At 47.3% G+C, this 23,977-nt stretch carries 26 protein-coding genes; 16 read left to right on the plus strand and 10 right to left on the minus strand.

Annotation, left to right across the window (positions count from 1 at the left end; genetic code table 11):
• Nucleotides 1-4: 4 nt before the first annotated feature.
• The 4 genes from MY7_RS02940 to MY7_RS02955 all read right to left on the minus strand — a co-directional run bounded on the left by MY7_RS02940 (nucleotide 5) and on the right by MY7_RS02955 (nucleotide 3,486).
• Complete coding sequence (locus MY7_RS02940) at nucleotides 5-889, minus strand: shikimate dehydrogenase (protein WP_029326002.1); 885 nt, start codon at nucleotides 887-889, stop codon at nucleotides 5-7.
• Between the two features lie 65 nt (nucleotides 890-954).
• The gene (gene aroD, locus MY7_RS02945) at nucleotides 955-1,716 is read right to left on the minus strand and encodes a type I 3-dehydroquinate dehydratase (RefSeq protein WP_007610056.1); all 762 of its coding nucleotides are present in this window, start codon (nucleotides 1,714-1,716) and stop codon (nucleotides 955-957) included.
• 26 nt (nucleotides 1,717-1,742) lie between these two features.
• On the minus strand, nucleotides 1,743-2,936 hold the full coding sequence (locus tag MY7_RS02950) for an MFS transporter (RefSeq protein WP_007610057.1): 1,194 nt from the start codon (nucleotides 2,934-2,936) through the stop codon (nucleotides 1,743-1,745).
• Between the two features lie 334 nt (nucleotides 2,937-3,270).
• On the minus strand, nucleotides 3,271-3,486 hold the full coding sequence (locus MY7_RS02955; RefSeq protein WP_003155571.1) for a DUF1128 domain-containing protein: 216 nt from the start codon (nucleotides 3,484-3,486) through the stop codon (nucleotides 3,271-3,273).
• A gap of 155 nt (nucleotides 3,487-3,641) precedes the next feature.
• Here MY7_RS02955 and MY7_RS02960 point away from each other — a divergent pair, with 155 nt between their 5' ends.
• From MY7_RS02960 to MY7_RS02970, 3 genes are read left to right on the plus strand one after another with little or no spacing between them, the layout of a single operon-like run.
• A complete protein-coding gene (locus tag MY7_RS02960) occupies nucleotides 3,642-4,115 on the plus strand; it encodes a low molecular weight protein-tyrosine-phosphatase (protein WP_012117078.1) in 474 nt (157 codons plus the stop codon).
• A gap of 13 nt (nucleotides 4,116-4,128) precedes the next feature.
• Nucleotides 4,129-4,455 carry a hypothetical protein gene (locus MY7_RS02965; RefSeq protein WP_007610060.1) on the plus strand — a complete coding sequence of 109 codons (327 nt, stop codon included), beginning with the start codon at nucleotides 4,129-4,131 and terminating at the stop codon, nucleotides 4,453-4,455.
• 11 nt (nucleotides 4,456-4,466) lie between these two features.
• Nucleotides 4,467-5,306: a YihY family inner membrane protein gene (locus tag MY7_RS02970; protein WP_007610061.1), complete on the plus strand. Its 840-nt coding sequence runs from the start codon at nucleotides 4,467-4,469 to the stop codon at nucleotides 5,304-5,306.
• A gap of 185 nt (nucleotides 5,307-5,491) precedes the next feature.
• On the opposite strand, the gene MY7_RS02975 is transcribed toward MY7_RS02970, so the two are convergent.
• On the minus strand, nucleotides 5,492-6,670 hold the full coding sequence (locus MY7_RS02975) for an MFS transporter (protein WP_029326001.1): 1,179 nt from the start codon (nucleotides 6,668-6,670) through the stop codon (nucleotides 5,492-5,494).
• A 158-nt stretch (nucleotides 6,671-6,828) separates the two neighbouring features.
• Here MY7_RS02975 and cax point away from each other — a divergent pair, with 158 nt between their 5' ends.
• The gene (gene cax, locus MY7_RS02980; protein WP_007610064.1) at nucleotides 6,829-7,884 is read left to right on the plus strand and encodes a calcium/proton exchanger; all 1,056 of its coding nucleotides are present in this window, start codon (nucleotides 6,829-6,831) and stop codon (nucleotides 7,882-7,884) included.
• Between the two features lie 70 nt (nucleotides 7,885-7,954).
• Nucleotides 7,955-8,749: a YfkD famly protein gene (locus tag MY7_RS02985; RefSeq protein ID WP_094031586.1), complete on the plus strand. Its 795-nt coding sequence runs from the start codon at nucleotides 7,955-7,957 to the stop codon at nucleotides 8,747-8,749.
• A 29-nt stretch (nucleotides 8,750-8,778) separates the two neighbouring features.
• On the opposite strand, the gene MY7_RS02990 is transcribed toward MY7_RS02985, so the two are convergent.
• Nucleotides 8,779-9,612 (minus strand): mechanosensitive ion channel family protein, encoded by an 834-nt coding sequence (locus tag MY7_RS02990; RefSeq protein ID WP_007408513.1) that lies wholly within the window; start codon nucleotides 9,610-9,612, stop codon nucleotides 8,779-8,781.
• 6 nt (nucleotides 9,613-9,618) lie between these two features.
• Nucleotides 9,619-10,740 (minus strand): radical SAM/CxCxxxxC motif protein YfkAB, encoded by a 1,122-nt coding sequence (yfkAB, locus tag MY7_RS02995; RefSeq protein ID WP_007610076.1) that lies wholly within the window; start codon nucleotides 10,738-10,740, stop codon nucleotides 9,619-9,621.
• Between the two features lie 146 nt (nucleotides 10,741-10,886).
• Between yfkAB and MY7_RS03000 the strand changes: the two genes are divergently transcribed.
• Both MY7_RS03000 and pdaA read left to right on the plus strand, forming a co-directional pair.
• Nucleotides 10,887-11,072, plus strand: coding sequence for an SE1561 family protein (locus MY7_RS03000; RefSeq protein ID WP_003155558.1), 186 nt, complete (start codon nucleotides 10,887-10,889; stop codon nucleotides 11,070-11,072).
• A 100-nt stretch (nucleotides 11,073-11,172) separates the two neighbouring features.
• Nucleotides 11,173-11,964, plus strand: a complete 792-nt coding sequence (gene pdaA / locus MY7_RS03005) for a delta-lactam-biosynthetic de-N-acetylase (protein ID WP_007610080.1) — start codon at nucleotides 11,173-11,175, stop codon at nucleotides 11,962-11,964.
• A gap of 37 nt (nucleotides 11,965-12,001) precedes the next feature.
• On the opposite strand, the gene MY7_RS03010 is transcribed toward pdaA, so the two are convergent.
• The 3 genes from MY7_RS03010 to corA all read right to left on the minus strand — a co-directional run bounded on the left by MY7_RS03010 (nucleotide 12,002) and on the right by corA (nucleotide 14,578).
• Nucleotides 12,002-12,862 carry an NAD(P)-dependent oxidoreductase gene (locus MY7_RS03010; RefSeq protein WP_029326000.1) on the minus strand — a complete coding sequence of 287 codons (861 nt, stop codon included), beginning with the start codon at nucleotides 12,860-12,862 and terminating at the stop codon, nucleotides 12,002-12,004.
• Between the two features lie 45 nt (nucleotides 12,863-12,907).
• Complete coding sequence (locus MY7_RS03015; protein ID WP_007610084.1) at nucleotides 12,908-13,555, minus strand: hypothetical protein; 648 nt, start codon at nucleotides 13,553-13,555, stop codon at nucleotides 12,908-12,910.
• A 63-nt stretch (nucleotides 13,556-13,618) separates the two neighbouring features.
• On the minus strand, nucleotides 13,619-14,578 hold the full coding sequence (corA, locus tag MY7_RS03020; RefSeq protein ID WP_003155549.1) for a magnesium/cobalt transporter CorA: 960 nt from the start codon (nucleotides 14,576-14,578) through the stop codon (nucleotides 13,619-13,621).
• A gap of 106 nt (nucleotides 14,579-14,684) precedes the next feature.
• On the opposite strand from corA, the gene MY7_RS03025 reads away from it, so the two are divergent.
• From MY7_RS03025 to MY7_RS03060, 9 genes are all read left to right on the plus strand, one after another.
• On the plus strand, nucleotides 14,685-15,548 hold the full coding sequence (locus MY7_RS03025) for a DNA-3-methyladenine glycosylase family protein (RefSeq protein ID WP_029325999.1): 864 nt from the start codon (nucleotides 14,685-14,687) through the stop codon (nucleotides 15,546-15,548).
• Nucleotides 15,549-15,676: 128 nt separating this feature from the next.
• Nucleotides 15,677-17,077: a 23S rRNA (uracil(1939)-C(5))-methyltransferase RlmD gene (rlmD, locus tag MY7_RS03030; protein ID WP_007610089.1), complete on the plus strand. Its 1,401-nt coding sequence runs from the start codon at nucleotides 15,677-15,679 to the stop codon at nucleotides 17,075-17,077.
• Between the two features lie 468 nt (nucleotides 17,078-17,545).
• Entirely contained in the window at nucleotides 17,546-17,710 is a 165-nt protein-coding gene (locus MY7_RS20125; protein ID WP_193349179.1) for a class III lanthipeptide, read from the plus strand.
• Nucleotides 17,711-17,742: 32 nt separating this feature from the next.
• Nucleotides 17,743-18,042: a YfzA family protein gene (locus MY7_RS03035; RefSeq protein WP_029325998.1), complete on the plus strand. Its 300-nt coding sequence runs from the start codon at nucleotides 17,743-17,745 to the stop codon at nucleotides 18,040-18,042.
• 797 nt (nucleotides 18,043-18,839) lie between these two features.
• The gene (locus MY7_RS03040) at nucleotides 18,840-19,823 is read left to right on the plus strand and encodes a tRNA dihydrouridine synthase (RefSeq protein ID WP_029325997.1); all 984 of its coding nucleotides are present in this window, start codon (nucleotides 18,840-18,842) and stop codon (nucleotides 19,821-19,823) included.
• A gap of 145 nt (nucleotides 19,824-19,968) precedes the next feature.
• Nucleotides 19,969-20,514: a DUF6884 domain-containing protein gene (locus MY7_RS03045; RefSeq protein WP_007610095.1), complete on the plus strand. Its 546-nt coding sequence runs from the start codon at nucleotides 19,969-19,971 to the stop codon at nucleotides 20,512-20,514.
• A 209-nt stretch (nucleotides 20,515-20,723) separates the two neighbouring features.
• Nucleotides 20,724-21,725 (plus strand): acetoin:2,6-dichlorophenolindophenol oxidoreductase subunit alpha, encoded by a 1,002-nt coding sequence (gene acoA / locus MY7_RS03050; protein WP_003155540.1) that lies wholly within the window; start codon nucleotides 20,724-20,726, stop codon nucleotides 21,723-21,725.
• Between the two features lies 1 nt (nucleotide 21,726).
• Complete coding sequence (gene acoB, locus MY7_RS03055) at nucleotides 21,727-22,755, plus strand: acetoin:2,6-dichlorophenolindophenol oxidoreductase subunit beta (protein WP_007408525.1); 1,029 nt, start codon at nucleotides 21,727-21,729, stop codon at nucleotides 22,753-22,755.
• Nucleotides 22,756-22,769: 14 nt separating this feature from the next.
• Complete coding sequence (locus MY7_RS03060) at nucleotides 22,770-23,963, plus strand: dihydrolipoamide acetyltransferase family protein (protein WP_007610105.1); 1,194 nt, start codon at nucleotides 22,770-22,772, stop codon at nucleotides 23,961-23,963.
• The last annotated feature ends 14 nt before the right edge of the window (nucleotides 23,964-23,977 follow it).

A 23,977-nucleotide genomic window follows, 5' to 3' on the forward strand; every position in this document is an offset into this window, starting at 1 on the left:
TAGGTTATTCAAACATTTGCTCTTTAATATACTGAACCGGCATTTCACGGCCTGTCCAATATTCAAAGGCCATGGCGCCCTGCCAAAGCATCATGCCGAGGCCGTTAATGGTTTGGCAGCCGGCCGCTTGAGCTTGTTCAAGCAATTTCGACGTAACGGGATTGTAAACGACGTCTGTCACAATCAAATCAGGACGGAGCATGGATGTATCTTCAATGACGCTCAAGCCTTCAAGCGGTTTCATTCCGACACCCGTTCCGTTTGTGAAAATATCGCTTGAAGCGATTTCAGCACGCAGCGCATCTTGATCTTCGAGCGGGAAGACTTTCGCTTTGCAAGAAGATCCCTTCATTTCTTCATTGATGATGCGGACGTTTTCTTCCGCTTTTTCGAAAAACGCGTCATTGCGGGCGAAAATAGAGATTTCTCCGAGGCCTTCCAATGCGGATTGAATCGCTATCGGAGTGGCGGCCCCGCCGGAACCGACCAGCGTCATTTTTTTGCCTGTGATATCGACGCCGTGTTCTTTTAAGTTGCGGACGTATCCCATACCGTCAGTGGAGTGTCCAATCAGTCTGCCGTTTTCATTAACGACTGTATTCACCGCGCCGGTGAATTTCGCTGAATTCGCAAGTTCATCGAGGTAAGGGAGAATGTTCATCTTGTTCGGCATCGAGACATTGAAGCCTCTGACGTTTAAGGCGCGCATTCCCGTTACCACATCTTCCAGCTGTTCATTGCCGACTTCAAACGCGAGGTAAGCGTAGTTCAATCCTAATTTTTTAAACGCCAGGTTGTGCATCGCCGGAGATAAAGAGTGTCCGATCGGTGTCGCGAATAATCCGATAAGCTGAGTTTTTCCGTTAATCCGTCCTAATTCTTTCTTCATGATGTATTCCTCCGTTAGTCCATTCATTTGTTTTTTATCCCGCTTTGAGGGCAGAAAAACGCTGATTACATATGTTTATTTAAAATGCTGAGTACGCTGCGCAATTCCTCAACGGGAATCTGTCCGGGCGCTGATGCTTCTTTGCCCGCTCCGAACGTGCACGCTGAGCCGAAGACTTCGCCGGCCAGGCGGCTGATCAGGCCTGTTCCCGCCATTGACATTGTGATGATCGGCCGGTCCGCGTATTGTGTTTTCATCGTGTGAGTGGCATCCAATAAGACGAAAACATCTTCAGTGCTTTGCGGCATCACCGCGATTTTCGGAATGTGCGCGCCGTACGCCTGCATGTTCCGCAGCCGGGAAATGATTTCTTCTTTTTTCGGTGTCTGATGAAAATCATGATTGGACATGACGACATATACGCCGTTGTCTTCAGCGGTTTTCACAATTGATTTGACTTCCGCTTCTCCCGTAAACAACTCAACGTCTGCAAGGTCAATGTGTTTTGTTTCGATGGCGGTTTTAAGCAATTCAATGTAAAAGCGATCATCAATAACTTTATTTCCGCCTTCTTTATGAGTTCTGAATGTGAAAAGCAGCGGTGTTGCGCCTGCGGCTTTCCGCAGCTTTTCAAGCATGCCTATTACGGCGTCCTGGCTGTCAACATGCTCATATACATCCGCCCGCCACTCAATGATATCCGGGCGAAGCCTGTTGACGGCTTCAATTTCTTCGAGCAGTTCTTTCTCTCCGGCCGCCATCAGCGGCACAATGATCTTCGGAAGCCCTTCGCCGATGACCGTGTTTCTGATCGTGATAGATTGCATGATAAATCCTCTCCCTTAAAAAATAGTCAGGCTTTCATCACTTGCTTAAAGCGGATTCCGATAAACAATGCGAGAAGGGCGCTGACGGCCGCAATTCCGATATCAAGCAGAAAAACAGGCGTCAGGCCGGCCGCTTTGGATATCGCTCCCGTTACAAGCGGAATGACAATAAAAGATAAGCTTGATGCTATATTAACAAAAGATGTGATCGTACCTTTATTTTTAGGGAATAAAACAGCCATAACCGTCATCGCCAATTGCAGAATGCCCGCTGTTGAAAGTCCGATGACAAAGGAGCTGATGACCGATACGGCCGGCTGATGAATGAAAATCAGAGCAAGCAGCGCAATTGCCGCGATCACAGGGTACAGCACCATTACCGTAATCGGCTGAATCACTCTGTTTAACAGCACGGCCAGCAATAACACGGACACAAGCGCACCGATGCTGTAATAGCTCAGCAATTTGACGGCTTGCACCTCAGGCATGCCCAAAACGGTTTGCCCGAACTTAGGAAGCCATACTTGAACGAGCATAAACAGCGCCGTAGATGAAAAGCCTAACAGAATGATCGCAAGGCCTTCGCGCCATATCGACGGCTGTGATGTGAACGCGTCATCAGACGCAGAGGCTTCCGTCCGGCCGCCGTCTTCTTTTTGCTTATGATTCGGAAACGGAACTTTTAACAGGAAAAAGCCGTTCAGGAAGAAAATAATGCCCGGTACGAAAAACGTCCAGCCGTAAAACAAATGCCTGTCCGCAATAAACGCGATAAAAAACGGAAGCACCGTCGCGCCGATGGATACAAACGCTTTAATTAACACGGTTGCAGAGCTTGCGTTTTTCGGAAATCCTTCAATAAGCGCCGGATATGTCCCGGAATCCAAAAAGGAATTGGCGATCCCGGCGAAAATGGCGAAGATAAACGCGGCCGTGTAGTTTGTCGAAAGCGGAATTCCGATTAGGAAAATCAGATACAGAAAGGCGCCCGACACGATAAACGGCCGTCTCCCGAATGTATCCGAAAGCTTCCCGGCAAACAGAAGCGAAATCAGCTTCCCGATCCCGATGGCGGAGACCAAATAGCTGACCCCGGCTGCGGATGTATGAAGCTGTTTTGATAATGCCTCCATATTGGATGCGATAATAATATTGATCATGCCCAGCAGGAAATAGTTAATATAAAGACCCGCTGCCATTTTGGTGTATATGTTTTTCATGATGACATCCCCTAATGCGGTTAATAAAGAATTAAATTATTTTTTTAATTGATAAGCGCAGATCCATTCCCCTTTATTGAACCACTGCCTTTCTTTGAAAACTGGTTTGATAAAACGGCTGCAGAGACAAACTTGAATAACGCTGATATCACAACGAGTATATCGTTCTACTAAATAAAAAAAGATAAGCGGCCCGCTCATTTAGTATATCGTTCTACCAAGTTCACAGTAACTATACTCCTTCTTTTTATATGTGTCAAACCGATGAACTTTTATTTTTTACTTTTTTAAATCAAAAAAAGACCCGCCGTTTTTCGGCAGGTCGGACATGGGTTTATTTTCTGAGAGAGGCGAGCTCCTCGGCAATGGCCTGCATTTCACTCGGGCTGAATGATGCTTTTTTCATGACCATTTGATGAAGGTATGTAAGATCTTCTATTTTTTCATCACTGAAGTCTTCCGCTCTGATGACACCGACATTGAGCATGTTGAGCTTTTGCGAAATGTCTTCAATCATTTTGTTTAACGTTTCTGTTTGTTGGCTCGGCAAATTCATGCATCCTTTCATGACCGTTTTCGTACCCTTTATTCTAACAGAATTCATTTAGAATAAAAGCTTATTTCCACAGCCGCAGAAAAGTTGCTAATATGATGATAAGGTTTTTGATCCTCAAAATGCGGGGAAAGAATAGGGAGGTTATTGATATGATACATGTGCTGTTTGTCTGTCTGGGAAATATTTGCCGGTCGCCTATGGCAGAGGCGGTATTTTCTGATATGGTGAAGAAAAACGGGCTGAACGGGCAGATTAACATTGATTCAGCAGGAATCGGCGCCTGGCATGCGGGAAATCCGCCGCATGAAGGGACAAAGGAGATCCTGAAGAAGAAAGGGATCAGCGCAAGCGGCATCACGGCGAGGCAGGTCCGTGAGTCTGATCTGACCGATTTTGATTACGTCATTGCGATGGATGCAGAAAATATCGGACATCTGCGCAGCATGGCCGGTTATAAAAAAGCGGCGCCGCGTATTGCAAGGCTGCTTGATTATGTACCGGAGTCGGACCTTGCGGACGTGCCCGATCCGTATTATACCGGGAATTTCAGCGAGGTGTACGCTTTGGTCGAGTCCGGGTGCCGTCATTTGCTGGAGACAATAAAGAAAGACCATCATTTATAAGGGGGATTGACCGATGAAGCAGACACGCATCATGGCAAAAGCGATTCTGATCGGCGCTGCCGCCGGCGGAGCACTGTCCTTATTACATAAGCCGACGAGAGAGGGATGTTTCCGGAACATGGACGCGTACAGGCGCCGTGCGGCATTTTACCGAAAACATCCTGAAGCCCTGAAACAGCAGGCTTCTGCAAAACTGGATCAAGTGAAAATCATCGCCAATAACGTATCGGAAGATCTGAGTTTTTTAAACGGACAGATCACCAAGCTGAAGCAGACGACGCCGCAGGTCATTGACCTGTTAAAAGAAACGAAGGAGCATTTTTCGAAAAACGATCATTGAGGTGGGATGTCATGGGTTTTATAAAGGAGCTGTTTGCAAGGTTTTCACTGCATGAAGGACAAAGTAAATCGGCGGAGCTGGCGTATTTTTTCCTGCTGTCATTGTTTCCGTTGATGATTTTCATGCTGACGCTCACCGCCTATCTTCCCATATCGGCAGAAGACGTGCTCGGGGCGGTCGATCAATACGCGCCCGACAGCGCCATGTCCATGGTGAAATCCATAACGGAGCAAACGCTGAACAACCGCAGCGGCGGGCTTTTGTCATTCGGGATTATCGCCGTCATCTGGTCGGCTTCGAATGGTATGAACGCGATTGTCAGAGCATTTAACCATGCCTACGAAGTCGAGGAAAACCGCTCATTTATCATCATTCGCCTGACCTCAATTTTTTTAACCATCGCGATGGTGGTTACGATTTTAATCGCATTGCTTCTGCCGGTATTCGGCAGAGAAATCGGAATGCTGGCCGCAGATTTCATCGGCGCCTCAGGCCTGTTTTTGCAGGTGTGGTCGGTTGTCCGCTGGGGTATCAGTCCGCTTATCCTTTTAATCGTGTTTACCGCGCTTTACATTTTCGCGCCGAATAAAAGGCTTTCCCTCCGTTTTGTGCTGCCGGGAGCCGTATTCGCGGCAGCCGGCTGGATTATCGTCAGTATGCTGTTCTCATTTTACGTCGGCACCTTTGCCAACTACAGCGCCACATACGGGAGCATCGGGGGAATTATCGTCCTTATGATCTGGTTTTATCTTACGGGAACACTGCTGATTTTAGGAGGAGAAATCAACGCGCTTTTACATAAACGTAAAAAGCTTCCTGATGAAAATCCGTACCGCGGGAGCAAGCTATAGAGGAACGGATGACGTTCAAGCTGAAAAACGGAGGGAATCGGCTATGACCAAGCATACGAAAAAAGGCGGAAGCCATAATAAACAAAACTCAAAAAACGGCCCGAAGAATAAAACAAGCGGAAGCGCTAACGGGCAGAACGGATACCACTAGAAAGAAGCCGCCTGACTTAGATCAGGCGGCTTTTTTATGAGGCCGGAAAAGAATGGGATTCGGATGCGGGACTGTGCTTTGTTTTGCCAAAGACGAGCGCAAGCCAAATACAGACCAGAATCACCGTAATAAAGTAAAACAAATTGGCGCTTTCAAACCGCTGCATATACCAGCCGCCCGCCACCGGGCCGATCATGCTGCCGAGGCTGAAGGAAATGCCGCAGAGCAGATTGCCCGCCGGCAGCAGATGGGACGGCAGCAGGTCGCTCATATAGCTGATGCCGAGGGAAAACATACTGCCGACCGCCATTCCCGCCGTGAAAAAGCAGCAGCCGATGACAGAAGGCGACGGAAACAGTCCGGCCGTCAAAAAGCAAAGGGCACCCGTTAATAAGATGACGAGCAGGACACGTTTTCTCCCGAATCGATCGCTTAATAAACCGAGAGGGAACTGGAATACAATACTTCCGATAGCAAAAGCGGGCAATATCAGCGCGACGGCATCAACGGATATGCCTAAACGCAGGGCGTACACGGGAAAGCTTCCGTTCAGCGCCGTTTCTAAAAAACCGTACCCGAAAGCCGGGAGAAAAGCGACCCAGCCGAAAAGAAGGGCGCGGTAAAACCGTTTTGCGCTGTTATCCCCGGATGTTTCATCCGGACCTTGCGCCGGGTACTCATTACGTAAGACAAACACAAACAGCCAGGCGGCAAGACTGATACAGCCGGATACGATAAACGGAAGGGACGGACTTGTTTTCACAAGAGGGACCATGAACGGGCCGACAGCGAATCCAAGCCCGAAGGACAGTCCGTACAGCGAAATGTTTCTTCCTCTGTTTCGGGGCGTTGACTTTGACGTCACCCACGTTTGGGTTGAAAAATGCAGCATATGATCCCCGATTCCGATAAAGAGCCGAAGAAAAAACCATAACCATATGGATTGAAGCCAAATAAAACTGAATAAGCTGATGATAACAAGAAATCCGCCCATGACCATCAGAGGTTTGAATCCGAGTTTTCTCAGCGGCGCTTCCATAAACGGCGACGCCAGGAGCACACCGATATAAAGGCCGGTTGCGTGAAGTCCGTTTATAGCGGCTGATTCTCCGTTCGTTTCAAAAATGACGGAGATCACCGGCAGAAGCATGCCTTGGGAAAATCCGGAGATGGAAACAAGCAGAACCAAAATAAAGAAGTACAGTCGTGACATCGCGTATTTCTCCTTCTTCAGTATCTTTCTTGATCGTACACGGATTTGTCGCATCCGGCAACCTGAAAATGCCAATTCGGGCTGCCGCGGAAGTGTAATTGAGGGAGTTTTTGAGAAGGATATAAAAAGACTCATTCGAAAAAAGGAGCCAGGCAGATATGAATCGGATTTTTTTCTTTACGGCTGCGGCGGGAGTGCCGCTTTCAGTCATCGGCGGCCTGATGCACTGGCCGTCAGCGGTTTTGTTTATTATTTATTGCTTGACGATTATTGCGCTTGCAAGTTATATGGGGAGAGCGACTGAATCTCTTGCCATTATCGCGGGACCGCGGATCGGCGGTCTGCTGAATGCCACGTTCGGCAATGCGGTAGAGCTGATTATATCGCTTTTTGCCTTAAAAGAAGGGCTGACGGGCATCGTGCTTGCTTCACTGACCGGTTCGGTGCTCGGCAATCTTCTGCTCGTCGCGGGATTGTCGTTTTTTATCGGCGGTTTGAAATACAAGCGGCAGGAATTCAATATTCATGATGCCCGGCATAATTCCGGCCTGCTGATTTTTGCCATTATCGTAGCTTTTGTCATTCCCGAAGTGTTTTCCATGGATATGGGGGAAAAAAACAAGCTTGATTTGAGTGTCGGCATCAGCATCATCATGATCCTTTTGTACGTGGCGGCTCTTTATTTCAAGCTCGTCACCCACCGCGGTGTTTATCAGCCGAATCAGCCGGAGGCAAAGGTAGAAGAGGAGCAGCCTGAGTGGTCGGGGAAAAGAGCGACAGCCGTCTTATTTATTTCAACCATTATCGTCGCCTACATATCTGAAAACCTTGTCCATACGTTTCATGCGGTGGCTGAACAGTTCGGCTGGAGCGAGCTGTTTATCGGAGTGATTATCGTCGCAATCGTCGGAAATGCCGCAGAGCATGCGTCGGCGATTATTATGGCGTACAAAGACAAAATGGATGTCGCCGTTGAAATCGCGGTAGGCTCGACTTTGCAGATCGCCATGTTTGTGGCTCCGGTTCTTGTGATCTGTTCCATCTTTTTTCCGGTCAATATGCCGCTTGTATTCACATTGCCCGAGCTTGTCGCGATGATCTCATCCGTCCTTTTGATGACGATGATTTCAAATGACGGTGATTCGAACTGGTTTGAGGGGGCTACGCTCCTTGCCGCTTATGTCATCATGGCGATCGGTTTTTTCCTGCTTTAACCTGTAAAAAATGCGGATAACAACGATTGCGGAGGAAAAGACTAAAGGAAAATGCTATAGAAAGAGTGATATGATGAGAAAGCTGTTTCATGCCACACTGATTCTGCTGTTATCCTTTAGTTTTTTCGCAACGCCGTCTGCCGGTGCAAAAAAACCGTTTAAAGTTCCCAACTCTGTCGTAAGCATTTCAAAGGAAAATACGTATCCGAATGCTTCACAGGATCAGCCGATGCTTCAGCCGAGCAAACTGGCGAAGGAATTGTTAGATACATCCGAGATCAACATCGAAAATCCGCATCTGATAAAGATGCTGAATGAATCCTCGGTTTCCGGTTCACCGCTTGCCATCGGATACCGGGCGACAATATTTCTCGGGAAATGGGCGCTCGGCTATCAATCGAACGAAACGGTCGCCAACTGGGAATATAAAAAAATCAATACGAACAGAGCGGATAACCGGGGCGGGCAGCAAACCGCGGTTATCTCATACGCCCAAGAACAGCAATACAAAATCAAAGGCGGGCTCACAGCGAAGGTGCCGAACGCAGAAGACGTAAAAAGCATGATGATGCAAAAAGCGATGAAGAAAACAAAACTGCCGCTCGCGTTTGAAACGGTTATCGGCGCAGGCACAAAACGCGATCAAACCTACAAAATTTCTCCGCAGCGGCTCGGCTACCTGCACGCCTACGCTCCGGCCGTTAATGAAAAAGGAAAAGTAACATACGGTGAAGTGTATTTGGTGCTGAAAGGCAGCAAGCGGAAACTTGTCGTCAAAAATGTGACTTCGCAAGGAATCGGGGCTTGGATTCCGGTGCAGGACCACGTCACATTCGGTTTTCAAATGACAGCGCAGCCGAGATAAATAAAAAAAAGCTGATTCCGGTTCGGGAATCAGCTTTTTTGTGTGTGATACATTTCCTCAAGCAATTGCACATTGTTGTTGTACAGCTCCCGGGCAAGAACGCGTCTCACCGCAAGGCTCGCCGAGAAGTATTCTGTGTCTTGAACCATGCCTTTGACAGTAAATTCTATGCCTCTTGTCAATTTGTTCAGGCTCATGATTCCATGCACTTGAAACGGCTCCGTCGCATTGAGAAATTCATCCCGCTTCAGTGAATCGCGAAGCTCATCATTGAGCATGTCGCAGGCTTTTTCTAAGACGGCATATACCCGCTCGGGATCTTCCTTGTAACTGATCACGACGGACTCGGTAATCCGCATAAAATCAATGTTATAGTTTTGAAGCTGTCTGACCTCACCGTTTGAAATGGTAAGCAGCTTGCCGGTCCACTCACGGATCTGGAGGGAACGGAGTCCGATTTCTTCCACTGTGCCGTTGAACAGATTGTTAATCGTCACGTAATCGCCTTTATGAAGCTGGCGTTCGTATATTAAAAAAACACCGGCCAATATGTCCTTGATTAACGACTGGGCGCCGAAACCGATGACGATACCGGCAACACCCGCCCCGGCTAAAATTCTGCCGAAATCATGAACGAATAAAGAAATGACGTAAAAGATAAAACCGATCGTCGCCGTATACTGGGTGATGGACCGGACGAGGCTTTCAATCGTTTTCCCTTTCCGTTCCTCTAAGAAATCCGTACGTTTAAATAACACCTGGACAAAGCGGTTGATCAGAAAAACACCGGCGTAAAGCACAAGAGCGACGATGATGATCTCAACCACTTTGCTTTTTAAAATGTCCGTAATTGTCGTTTCCATCTTCTGTTAACCTCTGGCTTTTCGTAATGAAAAATCCGTATCCTGATAATAACTGTTTTTGACAAGGACGTTCGGGCCGAGGCACCGGACGTTTGTGCAGCGGCAGTTCAGCTCTTTGCTCAGCTTCGTCTGTCTCCACTTGTCATATGCTTCGGGAAGGCTGTCTGTTTTAATATTGCCGAGCGGCGGTGTATCGCCGAAATCCGTGACAATGATATTTCCGTCAAAAATGTTGACATTCAGGCGGGAGCGGCCGTCAGGGTCGTTTCGCACCGTAACGTTTTTCGCTTCCCGCAGGCGGCGGAGGAGCTTCTGGTCTTCTTCATCAGGGCTGCATGCGTAAAACGGGAGCGTGCCGAACAGCATCCATGTCTCTTCATCGCGAATGTCGAGCAGATGATGAATGGCCTGTCTCATGTCCGTCAGGCTGAGTGATTCAAGCGCGCTGGCGAAATCACTCGGATACATCGGATGGACTTCGTGCCGCTGGCATTTCATTTCTTCCGTAATCTGCCGGTGAATATGTTCAATATGCGGCAGCGTCCGTTTGTTCAGCATCGTTTCCGCTGAAACCATTACGCCTGCTTCGACAAGCGTGCGGCTGTTTTCAATCATTTTGTCAAAATAGCGCGCCCGCTGTTCAAATGTCGGTTTCTTCTCCATCATCGCAAATCCGATGTCGGCAAAGTCCTCGACCGTTCCCCAGTTGTGTGAAATGTGAAGAACGTCCAAATAAGGAATAATCCGTTCGTAGCGCCCGATATCAAGCGTCAGGTTTGAATTGATCTGTGTACGGACGCCGCGTTCATGCGCATATTTTAAAAGCGGGACGACGTATTCCTTTACCGATTTCAGCGAAAGCATCGGTTCGCCGCCCGTAATGCTGATAGAGCGTAACAGAGGAATTTCATCAAGCCGCTTTAATAAAAGGTCGATCGGCAGCGCATTCGGGTCTTTCGGCTGGAGCGTGTACCCGACGGCGCAGTGCTCGCATCTCATATTGCACAAAGTCGTCGTTGTGAATTCAACGTTCGTCAGTTTCATATCTCCATACTGGTCGACATCCATGTACGCTTCCCAAGGATCGTACTCCGGTGTGATCGGACGCAGTGCTGTGTTTTGTGTCATGACTATCTAACTCCTTTATAAATGGGGCATACTAACGTCTGCCAACTGTTAATTTTAGACCTGATCTGCCAAGATCGCAAGTAGCGGAACCATTGAAAAACGGCAAAAAATACGCTACCATTATAAAAAATGAATGGAGTGGAAGTATGGGGAATGCAGTAAACAGCAAAGATCAGCAGCTCGATTACCTGAAGAACAGACTCGATATGTTTATGAATGTCATTGATTCATTAGACCCTGAATCAACGGATGTTGAAGATATAGACCGGCTCATCGGCATGCTTGATGATCTGGAAGCAAAATACGAACGCTTTAAAAAGGATTGGGAATAAACCCCGGCGGCTGCCGGGGTTTTTCTTTTTCCATAATGCGGCTGTATAAAAGGGCAGGGCCTACTGCAAAATAAGGAAAAATGCAGAAGGAGTGCTGGTCATGAAATGGTTTTGTTCAATTTGCTGCATGGCCGTTTTACTTGCAGGAGGCATCAACAGCGCAGAAGCCGTGCCGAATGAACGGATAAACTGGGGCTTTAAACGCAGCGTCAATCATCAGCCGCCGGATGCCGGCAGACAGCTGGACAATCTGGTCAAAAAATATGATGCCTTTTATTTGGGCAATACGAAAGAAAAGACCATCTATTTAACGTTTGATAACGGATATGAAAATGGGTACACCCCGAAAGTGCTTGATGTGTTAAAAAAACATCACGTCACGGGCACTTTTTTTGTCACGGGTCATTTTGTGAAAGAGCAGCCTGATTTGATTAAACGGATGTCAAAGGAAGGCCATATCATCGGCAATCATTCTTTTCATCATCCTGATCTGACGACAAAAACGGGCGATCAGATTCAAGACGAACTCGATTCCGTCACGGAAGCTGTGTACAACATTACCGGAAAGCGGGACAACCTGTATCTCCGTCCGCCGCGCGGCGTATTCAGCGAATATGTCCTCAAAGAAACGAAGCGCCTCGGCTACCAAACCGTTTTCTGGTCCGTCGCATTTGTCGACTGGAAGGTTAACGAGCAAAAAGGGAAACAATACGCCTATGATCACATGATAAAGCAGGCGCATCCCGGCGCGATCTACCTTCTCCACACCGTTTCAAAGGACAATTCAGAAGCTCTGGACGATGCCATTTCCGATTTGAAAAAAGAAGGCTACACGTTTAAAAGCATTGATGACCTGATGTTTGAGAAAGAAATGAAGCTGCCGCGCCTGTAGAAAACACCTCTCCTGGTAATGGAGAGGTGTTATTTTGTTATTTTAAGCTTTTAATCAGTGCAGCCCAATCCAGATCCCCGAAGCCTTGTTCGATCCCGCTTTCAAAATGGCTCTTGGCCAGCTCGGCAAGAGGGAGTTTTGCGGAAGCCTGTTCAGCGGCGGCGAGCGCCAGATTGGTATCCTTCAGCCCTAAAGACATTTTGAAGCCGGCCGGCTCAAATTTTTCCTCAGCCATGATCGTGCCGTAATTTTGATAGACGGGAGAGCCAAAGAGCGCGCCGGCAATTTCTAAAAATTGTTTCCGTTCTAAACCGAACTTCTCCATCATTAAGAATGATTCAGATAACGCCTCCAGCATAGAAACGAGCAAGAAATTGACGCTGATTTTCGCGGCGTTGGCCGTTTTTGTTTCTTCACCAGTGTCAAATACTTGCTGACTCAGGATGTTAAGCAGCGGTTCGGCCTTTTTCTTCGCTTCTGCCGGTCCGGCTGTGATGATGCGAAGCTCAGCCTTCTCGGCGGCATCGGGGCGGCCGAGGACGGGAGCGGCGATAAAGGACTGCCCTCTGCCCGAATGTGCGGCGGAAAGCTGTTCTGACAGCGCCGTACTGATCGTGCTCATTGAAATATGAATGCCGTTTTCAGATAACCCGGCAATAATGCCGCAAGCTCCGAACGTTACGCCTGTTACGGCTTCATCGTCTGACAGCATGGACAGCACGATCTCTGCATGTTCAGCTGCCTGGCGGGGCGTTTCGGCATATTCAGCCCCTTTATCCAGCAGGTCAGCCGCTTTTTCTTTCGTCCGGTTATATACAGTCAGGCTGTATCCGGCTTTCATGATATTTTCGGCGATGGGGCGGCCCATATTGCCGAGTCCGACGATGGCGATCTTCATTTGACAGTCCATCCAATATTTTCCACCATTATACATGCAAAATGGTTAATCTGCTGTGTACAGGATTGCCACTTTCAGTTCAGGTTCTGAGGACCATCCGGAGTCTGAGGCGGCTTTCCCCTTATAAAATCCGGTAAATCGGGTTTTGATGATTGTTTTTGAACGGGGTTTTACAGTGAATGTTTTTGATTTGAATGTGACGTCCTTTATGTTTTCTGATAAATCCGGCGTGACAGAAATGGTTTGTTCCCCTTTTCCGTAATGATTGATATAAAGCGTGCAGCTCATGCCCGCTCTTTTTCGCTCAACCAGATGACTGCATTCGCTGCGGTGCTTCAAATATTCGACAGCCTCTTTTTCGGGCGCGAACTGTTTTAAGGAAAAAGCGGCATATTCGGTGGCAGGACTGATACCGGAAGCGGCCCCCATACTGAGAAAGATCAGAAACAGCCCCGCCGCGGGAAGCGTCCGCCTGAACGCGGCGGCACACCAGATTAACGCCGCAAAGTAAAGCACGACCCCGGGAATGACGGAGATATGGGCTCCATCTTCCGACCAAGAGGAAAAGCCGAGTAACTCAAAGATGTAATCAGACACCGTACGGCCGTTATACAGCGGGGCAATGGACATGACACTGAAAAGCAGGAGGACAGAAGAAATGATTTTGTGAGAAAGGATGGTAACGGCGCACACCTCTTTACGTTTTTTTCCAGACTATCATGTTTTCTCAAAAAAAAGAACAGCCGGCAGCCGTTCTTACTTGAAAATATTAAACCAGCCTTTGCGGGCGAACCAAAACAGCATGGCGGCCACAAGGACGGCCATTACGCCCAAAACGATAAAATACCCGTATTTCCAATGAAGTTCAGGCATGTTATCGAAATTCATGCCGTAAACCCCCGCGATGAACGTCAGCGGGATAAAAATGGTCGAGACGATGGTTAATGTCATCATAATGGCGTTCATCCGGTTTGAATTCAGCGTCACATAGCTGTCCCGCAAATCTGACGTCATATCACGGTTTGACTCGATCAGCTCAGCCAGTTTTAACAGGTGGTCATAAATATCGCTGAAATACGCCTTTGTTTCACGGCTTTCTTTTACATGGTCAAGGCTCAAAATCCGGTACATTAAATCGCGCATCGGAATGATCGTCCGCCTCAGGTTCAAAAGATCAGTCCGCAATTCAAACACTTCGTTCATTAAAGTGCCGTAAGATTTATGGGTTCTGCTGTCTTCAATTTCATTCAGCCGGTCTTCAATTTTGTACAGCACGGGGAAATATTCATCGACAAGCTGATCCATAATCATATAAGTGATGTGCCCGGGCCCTTTTTTGGCTAATCCCGGAGAAGCGAAAAAACGTTCTCTCACCCTTGAGACGCCGGGCGATTCGTGCAAATGGAAGCTGACGATGAAACGGTCGGACTGAAAAATGTCCACCTCTTCCATTTCCAGTGTGTCCGGGTTCAAGGCGTGGAGCACATAAAAACGGTAGCCGTCATAATGGTCGATTTTCGGCCGCTGCATGTGCTGAAAGCAATCCTCGATCGCTAGCGGATGAAAATGAAAATAATCCCGCAGCAGCTCGGTTTCATGCATCTCAGCGCCGAAAAAATCAATCCAGTACCATGCGATGTCCGGTTGTTCTGTACGTGATAGGGGGATATTATCTAATATCTCATTATGTGTTGTGATTGCGGTTATATGTATCATAAACAACCCTCCGCCTGCCATTATATCATGCGGCGTTATGAAGAAAAGTATACGAATTGCCGCCCGGCCGCTTCATGATATACTTGGACAAAAAGGGGTGGAGCATATGTGGAAGGAAATGGTTTCGGTCACACCGCCGTATCATTTTGATAAAGTCCTTGAAAGGCTGTCGCTCGATCCGCTGAATGCGGTCGATCTTAAAACAAGATCAATCAAAGTGCCGCTCAGAACACGGGACGGCAAACTGTCCGTCATCACGGTTCAAGGGGAAGGCACCGCCGCTGACCCGGTTTTTCTCGTCAGCGGAGAAACGGACCGCAAAGAGATGATTGAACGGATCAAACACATTTTTCAGTGGGAGCAGCCGCTTCAGCCTGTACTTGATCATTTCTCAAAAACAAATCTGTCGGCGCTTTTTGAGGAGCATGCGGGAACCCCGCTCGTCTTGGAATATGACGTCTACAACTGTCTCATGAAATGCATCATCCACCAGCAGCTCAACCTGTCTTTCGCATTTACCTTAACAGAACGGTTCGTCCATGCCTTCGGTGAACAAAAAGACGGCGTCTGGTGCTATCCCGAGCCGAAAACGATCGCGGCGCTTGATTATCAGGACTTGCGGGAGCTCCAGTTCAGCATGAGAAAAGCGGAATATGCGATTGACATTTCACGGATGATTGCAGACGGAGCGCTCAATCTGGCGGAACTTTCTCATTTATCGGATGAAGCCATTATGAAAAAGCTGATCACCATCAGAGGCATCGGCCCGTGGACCGTCCAAAACGTCCTCATGTTCGGCCTCGGCCGCCCGAATCTGTTTCCTTTGGCGGACATCGGCCTGCAAAACGCCGTCAAACGCCGCTTCGCCCTAGAGGATAAACCGTCAAAAGACGTGATGCTCCAGGTAAGCAGCGAATGGGCGCCGTATTTAAGCTATGCGTCCTTGTACTTGTGGAGAAGCATTGAATGAAAAAAGGAAACTTCCAGTGAAAAACATGAAGGAACCGCCGGCTGCATGTTATACTGAAAAGATGTGATATTTCAAATCAGCCGTTTTCCCATGAGAAAGGCTTTATATAGAAACGGAGAGAAAAAAACGTGAATCAACATCAAAAAAAGGCGCCTGCCGAATTGAAAATCGGACAGACATTTCCGCTGACCATCAAACGTCTCGGCATTAACGGAGAGGGCGTCGGCTATTTTAAGAAAAAAGTTGTCTTCGTACCCGGCGCTCTGCCAGGGGAAGAAGTCGTTGCCGAAGCGACAAATGTGCAGCCGAAATTTTCAGAAGCACGCGTCAAAAAAATCCGCAAGCCGTCTGAACACCGCGTCACGCCGCCATGCCCGGTCTACGACCAGTGCGGCGGCTGTCAGCTTCAGCATCTGGCATACACCCAGCAGCTTCGCGAAAAACGCGACATCGTCATTCAGTCTCTGGAACGTCATACGAGATTCAATGTCGAAGAAATGAACATTAAAGATACGATCGGAATGGATAACCCTTGGAATTACCGGAACAAAAGCCAGTTCCAAGTCGGACGCTCGCAAAGCGGCAGCATCATTACCGGCTTATACGGACTTGATTCCCATAAAATCGTTCCGATTAAGGAATGCATTGTCCAGCATCCGGCGACAAACAAAACAACGGGTATCGTCCGCCGTATTTTGGAAAAACACAACGTATCCGTTTATAACGAACGGACCAAAAAAGGCGATGTCCGCACCATCGTGACGAGAGTCGGTTTTGAAACAGGCGAAGTGCAGGTCGTGCTTGTCACCGCGAAAGAGACACTGCCGAATAAAGACGAGATCGTCAAAGCCATTCAGAACCGTCTGCCGGAAGTGAAATCGATTATTCAAAACGTCAATGGCGCGCGCACATCCGTCATTTTCGGTGACAAAACAAAAGCGCTGGCCGGAAGCCATGCCATTCAAGAAGTGCTCGGTGACGTGTCATTTGAACTGAGCGCCCGCGCCTTCTTCCAGCTCAACCCTGAGCAGACGGTCAAGCTGTATGACGAAGTGAAACAAGCGGCTCAGCTGACAGGAAAAGAAAAAGTCGTAGACGCGTATTGCGGCGTCGGTACGATCGGCATGTGGGTTTCAAGCGGCGCAAAAGAGATCCGCGGCATGGACGTCATTAAAGAATCAATTGATGATGCGAAGAAAAACGCCAAAAAACACGGCATCAAAAACGCGGCATATGTCACAGGAACAGCCGAACACTGGCTCCCGGAATGGACGAAAGAAGGCTTCCGCCCTGACGTGGTCATCGTCGACCCGCCGAGAACCGGCTGTGACAGAACATTTTTAGATACCATCAAAAAAGTAAAACCGAAACGATTCGTCTACGTTTCCTGCAATCCTTCCACACTGGCGAAAGACTTGCAGACGCTGTCGAAGGACTATCGCGTCGAATATATTCAGCCTGTTGATATGTTTCCGCAGACGGCTCATGTGGAAGCTGTGGCGAAGCTTGTTTTGAAATCGTCTAACTAAAATAAACAATTCGTAATCAGACCTGGATTTCGGTAAATAAACAATTCCGATTTCCGGGTCTTTTTCATGTTTTGCCCTTGTCCTATCTGTCTTTATTTAACTGATAAAAAGAGTTGAAAAAACGTATGGAAAAGCAAGTGAAAAACAGCCAAGCAGGCTGCTTTCTATTAACACTTTCTTTTTTTCGTTTGGAAACGGCATTACAGACAAAATATGAAGATCTTGTTGTGAATCAGAAGCAATAACAAGTCGTTCAAGTTCCGTGAATACTTGTAATCTCAGTTAATATTTTGTAAACTTCTTTCTTAAAGAATAAAGTCCCCGACACTCTCGGCACATCTACTATTGGCGATAGTTGTAATAAATGATAAAAAGGAGGTGAAATCGAATAAGAGATGTATTGGAACTTCAACAACTGTTTGAAGGTTCTGATGTAGAAGCTGCAAAAGGCAAAGGTGGCTTACTTTAATGTATAACGTATTAGCATTACAACAATTAAATAATAGCGCCGAGGCGGAAACGCAAGTGATAACAACTATTACAGTAATACATGCGATGGTTATATCCTTAATAAGTAATTATCGCGACAATCATGCTTCATCATATAATGATGTTAGATTGTCACCTGGCTAAAAAGTATTGCAGAAAAGGAAATGGATAATAAAATGGGTAAAGTAAACAAAAAACGACCGTTATATAAAAGAAGTTGGTTTCAAACGTTGTTGGCATTTTTAGTTTCACAGCTTTATTTTAATTTTGCAGAATTAACGGGATGGGGTCCTAATTATAGAGAAATGAATGGATTCCCAGCAAACATAGTTGAACTGGATTTCTTTCAAACATATCTTTCATTCTATGATAATCCATGGTTTAATATTGTCACTGTTTTCTTGGGGGTTTTCACTGTTATACAAATAATCATAGGTATAACAAAGGATATTCGAAATGAAAGCAATAACTTCTGATGCCTTATTTAATGATGAAAGAAAATAAACACTTTCTTATTAATCTTATGAATGAAGACTGCGGCAATTAGTCAGCAGTCTATTTTATTGGTTTTGGATCAGGATTACCGAATCGTAACCTTATACAAACATATAAAGGTGATTGTATAAAGATATTAACATACCAGATTGAAATTCTTGAATTCTGTTAAGTTCGAGTTTATTTTCTCTTCCCATCCCATCCTCTTTACTCCATGTGATTCACAAGCGGCAAGTTAACTTTTTACATTCTCTTGAGTACCCAGATATACTACCCCCAACCCCATTTGCTTAATCAAATTATTTTTCCGCAAATGATATTGAGATACGGATATGGTGCAGCGTTAAATATTTTATCTTCGATAACGACAATTATTTTGCATTGGTAATAGGGAGAACTCATATGATATTCTATTTAGGTTGGAATCCTTTTTGTCCAAAAAGAGCAAAAGTAAGGCCGCTAAGAAAGATGAAGGTCAGCGTTGCGTTAATATTAATAAACCACAATATAAATAAAAAAATAGGTGTAGATACTCATCACACTTTTTTCTCTTTCGAACCGATTATATGGTTAAGGAGTTGTAAGGTGTTCTATCATATCTATTCTACTTCAGTTTGCTTTTTCACTTTTTAACGTGTAAAAAGTGAAATGTTCAAAATTTACTATCGTTTGATAAGAAGTGCTGACACATGCTATAAGTGTAAAAGAAGCATGGTCAGTTTTTAATTTTGGGATAAAGGTTTGGCTGTATCCCATCATGAAAGGATTTGGATTTGTTATGACAGATAATTTCTGGCGTGAATTACCGCGGCCATTTTTTGTACTGGCACCAATGGAAGATGTGACGGATGTCGTTTTTCGCCATGTTGTGAGTGAAGCAGGCAGACCTGATGTGTTTTTCACAGAGTTTACAAACTCAGAAAGCTATTGTCACCCGGATGGGAAGGATAGTGTGCGCGGCCGTTTGACTTTCACGGAGGATGAACAGCCGATGGTTGCCCACATATGGGGAGATAAGCCTGAAAACTTTCGCCAAATGAGTATTGGGATGGCGGAATTAGGGTTTAAGGGCCTGGATATCAATATGGGCTGTCCTGTACCTAATGTGGCGGGGAATGGAAAGGGAAGCGGCCTGATTTGCCGTCCTGAAGTTGCAGCCGAATTAATACAGGCGGCGAAAGCAGGAGGTCTGCCGGTAAGTGTGAAGACCAGACTTGGCTACACGGATATAGAAGAATGGCGCGGCTGGCTGACACACATACTGAAACAAGACATTGCGAATCTTTCCATTCATCTGCGTACAAGAGCGGAAATGAGTAAAGTAGATGCGCATTGGGAGCTCATCCCGGACATTAAGAAACTTCGTGACGAGATAGCGCCAGATACCCTTTTGACGATAAATGGGGATATTCCTGACCGGGAAACCGGCTTGAAACTCGCTGAACAATACGGTGTTGACGGGATTATGATTGGACGAGGCATTTTTACTAATCCATTCGCCTTTGAAAAGGAGCCGAGAGAGCATAGCAGTAAGGAATTGCTTGATCTTTTGAGATTGCATCTGGATCTTCATGATGAATATTCAAAAGCAGAAGCTCGAGCATATAAACCGCTCCCTCGCTTTTTCAAGATATATCTCCGCGGATTCCGGGGAGCAAGTGAATTAAGAAATCAATGCATGAATACAAAGTCAACAGATGAAGTGCGTGCATTGCTCGATGACTTTGAGAGAAAGTATCTTGATGGGATGGAGCAAGAGTGACATAAACAACTCTTCATCCGGCCCGGAGTTCGGTTTGAATTCCGGGTCTTTTTGTGTGCAGCTTTTACCCAGACATATCCGTCATGCAGAAATAAACGAATAATGGTACATTGATAGGAAATACATCATAAAGGGGGAGAGAAAAATGAAACGACTGTGCATCATCCCCTGCGGCAAGAAAAAAATTTGGGATGTCCATTCAGATACAGGTCCGGTAAGGGCGGAAGACGCTTATCTCAGCCCGTTTCATCAGGCGTGCGAGCAATATGCGAAAGCATTTTTCGATGAGTGGGTGATTTTGTCGGCGAAGCACGGATTCCTTCGTCCGGATGATATTGTTCCCGGAAATTACGATGTCACTTTTGGAACCGGTCATCCGGAGATCATGGCAGCGGACGAGCTGCGCCGTCAATTTCATGAAAAAGGCTTTTACGACATCGAAGAGCTTGTCATGCTTGGCGGGAAAAAATACCGAAGCGTCCTAAACGCCGTCATCGGAGAGCATCAGCATATCACTTGGCCTTTGTCATCGTATAAAGGCATTGGCTACATGCTTCAAGCGCTGAATCGGGCTGTTGAAGAAAAGCATGAACTGCAGCGCGCGGATATGAAAAAAGAGTGTAACCACTCAAACGCCGCGATAGACTGTATGCAGAAGAATGAAGCAGTTAAAAGATTTCCGAGGAAATAAATACGTCGATCATTGTCAAAGACAGGGTGATGCCCGGTCTTTTTTGTATGCCATAAAACGAGACAAAGGGAACAGATCGAGACAAAATGAGACACCTGTCTCAAACTGTCTCCATTGTAAAAATAAAAACATTCATTTTACGGGCTTCAAAGGCTGGCATGCTTCTTGCATTTATAAGTGTGAACCCTAAATAGAAGGAGGCGCACAAAATGGAATTGTTAAAACGAGAAGGCTTGTCATTAACTGAGGAGAAAGCGCTGTGGATGTACCAAAAGATGCTGGAAATCAGGGGCTTTGAAGACAAAGTGCATGAACTGTTCGCGCAAGGAGTGCTTCCCGGATTCGTCCATTTGTATGCCGGTGAAGAAGCGGTAGCTGCAGGCGTGTGCGCTCATTTAGATGATGGCGACAGCATTACAAGCACGCACAGGGGACATGGCCATTGTATCGCCAAAGGCTGTGATCTGGACGGCATGATGGCGGAAATATTCGGAAAAGCGACCGGACTGTGTAAAGGAAAAGGCGGTTCTATGCACATTGCGGATCTTGATAAAGGCATGTTAGGCGCAAATGGAATCGTCGGGGGCGGCTTTACGCTCGCATGCGGATCAGCGCTCACGGCTAAATATAAACAAACTAAAAATGTAAGCGTTTGCTTCTTTGGAGACGGAGCCAATAACCAAGGGACCTTCCATGAAGGGCTGAACTTAGCGGCAGTATGGAACCTTCCTGTCGTGTTCATCGCCGAAAACAACGGCTACGGCGAAGCCACGACATTTGAGTACGCGTCAGCCTGTGATTCAATCGCCGATCGGGCGGCTGCCTATAACATGCCGGGGGTCACGGTGGACGGAAAAGATATTTTAGCGGTTTATCAGGCAGCCGGGGAAGCGATAGAAAGAGCAAGAAACGGCGGGGGCCCGTCTTTGATTGAATGTATGACTTACAGAAACTACGGACATTTCGAAGGAGATGCCCAAACTTATAAAACAAAGGATGAAAAGACTGAGCATCTTGAAGAAAAGGATGCCATTCAAGGCTTTAAAAACTATCTTCTAAAAGAAACAGATGCAAATAAACTGTCAGACATCGAACAGCGTGTCAGCGAATCGATTGAAAAAGCCGTCTCGTTCAGCGAGAAGAGTCCATATCCGAAAGAGTCAGAGCTGTTGACAGACGTCTACGTGTCATATGAAAAAGGGGGAATGTGAGATGGCGAGAGTCATAAGCATGTCGGACGCGATCAATGAAGCAATGAAGCTTGCGATGAGAAAAGACGACAATGTGCTTGTAATCGGTGAAGATGTCGCCGGGGGAGCGGCGGTCGATCATTTGCAAGATGATGAAGCATGGGGCGGTGTACTCGGGGTCACAAAGGGGCTCGTACAGGAATTCGGGCGCAGCCGAGTGCTGGATACACCGATTTCTGAGGCGGGCTACATGGGTGCGGCCATGGCTGCGGCATCCACGGGGCTGAGACCGATTGCGGAACTGATGTTTAACGATTTTATCGGAACGTGCTTTGACCAAGTGATCAACCAAGGTGCGAAATTCCGCTATATGTTCGGCGGTAAAGCGCAAGTGCCGATCACCGTCCGCACCACATACGGAGCCGGGTTCCGGGCAGCCGCTCAGCATTCGCAGGCGCTGTATGGCCTGTTCACCAGCATCCCGGGTCTGAAGACGGTTGTGCCGTCCAATCCATATGACGCCAAAGGTTTGCTGCTTTCGGCAATAGAAGACAATGATCCGGTATTCTTTTTTGAAGACAAAACGTCCTACAACATGAAGGGCGAGGTGCCGGAAGATTATTATACAATTCCGCTCGGAAAAGCGGATATCAAACGCGAAGGCAGCGACATCACGCTGTTTGCGGTCGGCAAGCAGGTCAACACCGCGCTTGAAGCGGCTGCACAGCTTTCTGAGAAAGGCATCGACGCCGAGGTGCTTGATCCCCGGAGTCTGTCTCCTTTAGATGAGGAAGCGATTTTCACATCGTTAGAAAAAACAAACCGGCTGATCATCATTGACGAAGCCAATCCGCGCTGCAGCATCGCTACGGATATTGCTGCGATTGTCGCCGATAAGGGCTTTGATTTGCTTGATGCGCCGATTAAGCGGATTACAGCGCCGCATACACCGGTACCGTTTTCGCCGGTGCTTGAAGATCAATATTTGCCGACACCAGACCAAATTGTCAGCGTCACGCTTGAATTGCTTGGCGAGCCGGCAATGAATTAAAGGAGGGATATAGAATGGCTGTAAAAGTAGTAATGCCGAAGCTGGGAATGGCGATGAAGCAAGGTGAAGTATCCGTCTGGAATAAAAAAGTCGGCGACCCGGTTGAAAAGGGAGAAAGCATCGCCAGCATCAACTCGGAAAAAATAGAAATGGAAATAGAAGCGCCTGAAAGCGGCACGCTTCTTCACATTAAAGTCAAAGAGGGAGAAGGAGTCCCGCCGGGAACGCCCATCTGTTATATCGGGGAAAACGGCGAAGAAGTGCGGGAGAAGGAGGCGCCGGCTCCTGAAAATGCAGGGAAACCGCAATCTGAACCTGAACATATTCCCGCTCCCAAAGCCGGGCAAAAGCGTAAACACCGCGTGAAAATATCACCCGTTGCCCGAAAAATGGCGGAGAAAGCCGGGTTGAAAGTTGATACGCTGAACGGGACGGGGCCCGGAGGCAGAATCGTAAAAGCTGACGTCATCAAGGCAATGAAGACGGAATCTGAACCGCAGTCTTCGGTTCAGACGGCACAGCCGGAGGGAAAACCGGCTTCAGCGATGAGAAAAGTGATTGCAGACCGAATGCACAAAAGCCTGCAAAACAGCGCCCAGCTGACGTTGACGATGAAAGCGGACATTACGGAGCTTGTAAAATGGCAGCAGCAGCTCGCCGACAGCGCGAAAAAGCGGAGCAGTGTTAAACTGACGGTCACACATTTCGTATCCCGGGCCGCGGTGCTTGCGCTGAAACAGCATCCTGAGCTGAACAGCTCTTATCAAGAGGAGCGGATCATCACCTATCCATATGTCCACCTCGGGATGGCGGTTTCTCTTGAAAACGGTCTCGTCGTGCCGGTGATCCGGGATGCGGAAAAGCTTTCATTCCTTGAGCTTGCGGATCACATCAGCACATCGGCACGCCGGGCGCGGGAAGGCAATGCTTCCGGAGATGATCTGCACGGATCGACATTTTCTATTACAAATCTCGGGGGTTACGGAATTGAGCATTTCACCCCGATTCTTAATCCGCCTGAAGCCGGTATTCTCGGAGTAGGCGCAAGCTATGAAACGCCTGCGTTTAAAGGAGATGAGCTTGTCAAAAGCACCATGCTGCCGCTGAGCCTTACCTTTGATCACAGAGTATGTGACGGCGCACCGGCTGCGGACTTCCTGAAAACGGTCAAAGCGCTGCTTGAAGAGCCGGCCGGATTGATTTTATAGAGAGGGTGAAGAGA

Origin of the sequence: Bacillus sp. 5B6 (genome assembly GCF_000259405.1) — a bacterium.
Taxonomy (GTDB): Bacteria; Bacillota; Bacilli; order Bacillales; family Bacillaceae; genus Bacillus; species Bacillus velezensis.

Excerpts from the sequence above, each read along its gene's own strand:
- MY7_RS02940 (WP_029326002.1), bottom strand. The coding sequence starts at position 889 with ATGAAGAAAGAATTAGGACGGATTAACGGAAAAACTCAGCTTATCGGA.
- aroD (WP_007610056.1), bottom strand. The coding sequence starts at position 1,716 with ATGCAATCTATCACGATCAGAAACACGGTCATCGGCGAAGGGCTTCCG.
- MY7_RS02950 (WP_007610057.1), bottom strand. The coding sequence starts at position 2,936 with ATGAAAAACATATACACCAAAATGGCAGCGGGTCTTTATATTAACTAT.
- MY7_RS02960 (WP_012117078.1), top strand. The coding sequence starts at position 3,642 with ATGATACATGTGCTGTTTGTCTGTCTGGGAAATATTTGCCGGTCGCCT.
- MY7_RS02965 (WP_007610060.1), top strand. The coding sequence starts at position 4,129 with ATGAAGCAGACACGCATCATGGCAAAAGCGATTCTGATCGGCGCTGCC.
- MY7_RS02970 (WP_007610061.1), top strand. The coding sequence starts at position 4,467 with ATGGGTTTTATAAAGGAGCTGTTTGCAAGGTTTTCACTGCATGAAGGA.
- MY7_RS02975 (WP_029326001.1), bottom strand. The coding sequence starts at position 6,670 with ATGTCACGACTGTACTTCTTTATTTTGGTTCTGCTTGTTTCCATCTCC.
- cax (WP_007610064.1), top strand. The coding sequence starts at position 6,829 with ATGAATCGGATTTTTTTCTTTACGGCTGCGGCGGGAGTGCCGCTTTCA.
- MY7_RS02985 (WP_094031586.1), top strand. The coding sequence starts at position 7,955 with ATGATGAGAAAGCTGTTTCATGCCACACTGATTCTGCTGTTATCCTTT.
- MY7_RS02990 (WP_007408513.1), bottom strand. The coding sequence starts at position 9,612 with ATGGAAACGACAATTACGGACATTTTAAAAAGCAAAGTGGTTGAGATC.
- yfkAB (WP_007610076.1), bottom strand. The coding sequence starts at position 10,740 with ATGACACAAAACACAGCACTGCGTCCGATCACACCGGAGTACGATCCT.
- MY7_RS03000 (WP_003155558.1), top strand. The coding sequence starts at position 10,887 with ATGGGGAATGCAGTAAACAGCAAAGATCAGCAGCTCGATTACCTGAAG.
- pdaA (WP_007610080.1), top strand. The coding sequence starts at position 11,173 with ATGAAATGGTTTTGTTCAATTTGCTGCATGGCCGTTTTACTTGCAGGA.
- MY7_RS03010 (WP_029326000.1), bottom strand. The coding sequence starts at position 12,862 with ATGAAGATCGCCATCGTCGGACTCGGCAATATGGGCCGCCCCATCGCC.
- corA (WP_003155549.1), bottom strand. The coding sequence starts at position 14,578 with ATGATACATATAACCGCAATCACAACACATAATGAGATATTAGATAAT.
- MY7_RS03025 (WP_029325999.1), top strand. The coding sequence starts at position 14,685 with ATGTGGAAGGAAATGGTTTCGGTCACACCGCCGTATCATTTTGATAAA.
- MY7_RS20125 (WP_193349179.1), top strand. The coding sequence starts at position 17,546 with ATGTATAACGTATTAGCATTACAACAATTAAATAATAGCGCCGAGGCG.
- MY7_RS03035 (WP_029325998.1), top strand. The coding sequence starts at position 17,743 with ATGGGTAAAGTAAACAAAAAACGACCGTTATATAAAAGAAGTTGGTTT.
- MY7_RS03040 (WP_029325997.1), top strand. The coding sequence starts at position 18,840 with ATGACAGATAATTTCTGGCGTGAATTACCGCGGCCATTTTTTGTACTG.
- MY7_RS03045 (WP_007610095.1), top strand. The coding sequence starts at position 19,969 with ATGAAACGACTGTGCATCATCCCCTGCGGCAAGAAAAAAATTTGGGAT.
- acoA (WP_003155540.1), top strand. The coding sequence starts at position 20,724 with ATGGAATTGTTAAAACGAGAAGGCTTGTCATTAACTGAGGAGAAAGCG.
- acoB (WP_007408525.1), top strand. The coding sequence starts at position 21,727 with ATGGCGAGAGTCATAAGCATGTCGGACGCGATCAATGAAGCAATGAAG.
- MY7_RS03060 (WP_007610105.1), top strand. The coding sequence starts at position 22,770 with ATGGCTGTAAAAGTAGTAATGCCGAAGCTGGGAATGGCGATGAAGCAA.